The 2,838-nt window shown below is 61.3% G+C and carries 4 protein-coding genes; 2 read left to right on the forward strand and 2 right to left on the reverse strand.

Annotated elements, in window-relative coordinates:
* Window positions 1–142, reverse strand: a 142-nt coding sequence (locus AC1DU6_RS25950; RefSeq protein ID WP_477860634.1) for a GTP-binding protein, incomplete at its 3' end; no start/stop codon positions are given.
* 742 nt (window positions 143–884) lie between these two features.
* On the opposite strand from AC1DU6_RS25950, the gene AC1DU6_RS25955 reads away from it, so the two are divergent.
* Window positions 885–1,778, forward strand: a complete 894-nt coding sequence (locus tag AC1DU6_RS25955; protein ID WP_477860632.1) for a hypothetical protein — start codon at window positions 885–887, stop codon at window positions 1,776–1,778.
* 49 nt (window positions 1,779–1,827) lie between these two features.
* The gene (locus tag AC1DU6_RS25960; protein WP_457324105.1) at window positions 1,828–2,127 is read left to right on the forward strand and encodes a hypothetical protein; all 300 of its coding nucleotides are present in this window, start codon (window positions 1,828–1,830) and stop codon (window positions 2,125–2,127) included.
* 405 nt (window positions 2,128–2,532) lie between these two features.
* Here AC1DU6_RS25960 and AC1DU6_RS25965 read toward each other — a convergent pair whose 3' ends face one another.
* Window positions 2,533–2,670, reverse strand: a complete 138-nt coding sequence (locus AC1DU6_RS25965) for a hypothetical protein (RefSeq protein WP_457324104.1) — start codon at window positions 2,668–2,670, stop codon at window positions 2,533–2,535.
* Window positions 2,671–2,838: the final 168 nt, after the last annotated feature.

A 2,838-nucleotide genomic window follows, 5' to 3' on the forward strand; every position in this document is an offset into this window, starting at 1 on the left:
TGGCGTTGTCGATCTGCCCATAGGACAGAGCGCGGCCGCCGAAACGTGCGGCCTGCACGGAGGTGAGAGCAGCGGTCAGGGTCGTCTTGCCGTGGTCGACGTGTCCGATGGTGCCAACGTTGACATGAACCTTGGTGTTCATGATGGGTTCTCCAGTTTGAAGGTGAGTTTGAAAGTGCCAATGCCGTCCACTGGCCAGGTGGACTTGTCGGCGGGGTTGTCGGCGCGCGCGCCAGACCTGGTGTGCCCGCTTGCGCGGACGGAAAAACAAAAAAGCCTGCGGGGTGTGGGCCACCCGGCAGGCTTTTTGAATTCGCCTGAAGGATGGACCTCCAGGCACACGCAGGCCCGGAGGGGTCTACACGGACCACTCCACGAAGAGGACGCACAGCAACGCGCTGCTGGCAGTGCGTGCGGCGAGGAATGCGGACGAATCTCGATCGAGGCTCATGGCCTGGGTCTCCAATGGAGGGCGGAAAAAACAAAACCCGGTGGCTTGTGGCCTACCGGGTTTCGTTGAACTCAGGAGGCCGAGCCTCCGGATGGAATGGCTCTAGGGAAGCAGTGCTGCGTCATACGCCGCGCGCAGCGAATCCACCGCGGCAAAGCGGGTCGTCGATGCGGCTTGAGCGCGTTGAGAAATCAGGAGCTGCTTCATGGGGGCCGAAGGCTAACACCGCGATGGACTGGAAGCAACGGACGCGTTGTGCGCACGCAGCAGCGGGCGTGGCGCGAGTCCTATGAGCTTCGGGGCACGGACGCATGCTGTGCGGCTGCAGGCAGCTGAACCCACATGGGAAACTGCCAGCGCTTTGAGAGGGTGCCACTGTCGGCGCAAACCGACCGGGCGATGCCGCATGACCTGTGCCGTGTTCGGAATATCTGTGACCTCGGGCGACGCGCCTCCCTGGCCTCTGATGCCAGAGGGACGGGTTCGCTTCAACGCATGGAGCGAATGGAGCCGCGCCTACTTTGAGCTGATTGGCGAGGAGTTCAATCGATTTTCTCAACGGGATAGCCATCACGACATCTTCTCGTTGCACGTCGTCTTCAGTCTTCGTGGCGAAGACCTAGCTGCGGCGCTGGAGATCTGCTCGGACCTCGAGCTCAAGATCAAGGCCTACCCCGAGTTCTGGCGGGTCTTCCTGGGAACGAGAAAACGACCCGACCATCCGGAAGAGCGCCTTGAACCTCAACTGAATCGCCGGCGTGCCCTGTACCTGGTGGCGCTCATACGGGCTCTGGTCTTGCGGGCACAAGAGCTTGACGGCACCTGCTGGTTCGGGACTGCTGCAGCTGCCCGCGCGATGTGCGCGAGCCCCACCGCGAAGCAGGATGCCGAGAAGGCGATGTCCTTCGAAGTCTTGGAGTCGAAGGTCTCGAATCTGCCGGGGAAGGTGGCCTGCATAGAAGCGCTCTGGGACGGCGACACGGAGGGCTGGTTCATCCGCTTGTCTGCCATCACCCTGGAGGGCTCGCAGTACAAGGAGCACTTCCTTGCGTGCATCACCAAGGGAAACGACTCGCGCCTTTTCAACGGCCAAGTCCCGCCGTGGCCAGAGTCGGTGCATGCCATGGACGTTGGCCGACGACTTGCCGCTGGCGTCGGAGCGGCGTTCTATTTTCCGAGCCCCGACGAGCCGGATGACCGTCGCCCCTCGTGGCTTGATCAGCGAAGACCCATGCGCCCGCTTCTGCTCGTGGAAGCGGCGCAAAGGCTTCAAGCCCTTCGTAGCCCGGATACGCCGAAGCCGTGGTGGAAGTTTTGGCAAAGCTGACGTCAGCACTCGCCTGGATGCTGATGGCTCGACTTCCTGCCTAGACACGATGCAAGCCGACACCGCCAATGAACGCCTGTTGCTTATCGTGGAGGACAGCTTCCAGATTTCAGGACGCGGTCGAGTCCTCGCGCCGGGACTGCCGACAACGACGGATCTTGTCTTTGGAAAGGGCGCTCCGGTCCACCTTGTCCGCCCAGATGGGCAAGTGACCGAGACCGTGATTCAAGCGATCGAAGCTGTACACATGAGGCGCATGGAGTCGCCAACGATGGTCTTCATGATCACGCTCCCGAAGACGATTTCGGCCGAAGAAGTAACCAAGGGGACACGGGTGATCCTGATCTAGGCGACAGTGATGGACGTGGGACAGAGAGTTGGCAGCACCGCGTGACGCAGCGCCTTCTTCGGCATATCCTGCTCAGCAAGCTCATTCGCCTGAAATCATGCGTCGGCTCAATCACAAGCAGATCTTTCTGGATACCTTGCGGCGCTACTTCGCGCCGGTGGTCGGCGCTATCCGCGGAGCTTGCAGAGAAGTGACGGTGGTCCGCAGAAGCATCGAGCGCCGGCGGCGGCTAGAGATTGCGGCGTCCGACGGCCAAGTTGCTGAGACAGGCGCGCCATAGGGCCCAGCCAAATACTTTGCGGACTTGCAGCAGGAACCGCTGGCCCGCCCTCCTCTGCTCGACTCGGACCGAGACTCCTCACGGAGTTCGAAGCTCATCGTGAMTTTCCCGGCGTCGACCAATTCCTATTTGTGAACGCCGACCTGTCTGAGGGTTGCGTCCAAGTGCCTTGTGCCGTGCAACGCCATTGCCACGACGATGGCAGCCATCAACGCAGGCAGACCAAACCCGAGGCAAAGGTAGGCAATGGCTTCGATGTTCATGATGGACTCCTGTCCGATCCAGTCTAGTTGATACGACTCTCTTGGGCTGTGCGTCAAACCTGCGCGCTGCCGCTGGGTACGGATTGAAGATCCGCCTGCTTGCCGAGCTCGGCAAGCCCATCTTTCTGCGTGGACAGGCGAGCCAACCGCGAAGCCCGCAGCTTCTGA

The sequence above is a fragment of the Roseateles sp. P5_B10 genome, from assembly GCF_056400485.1.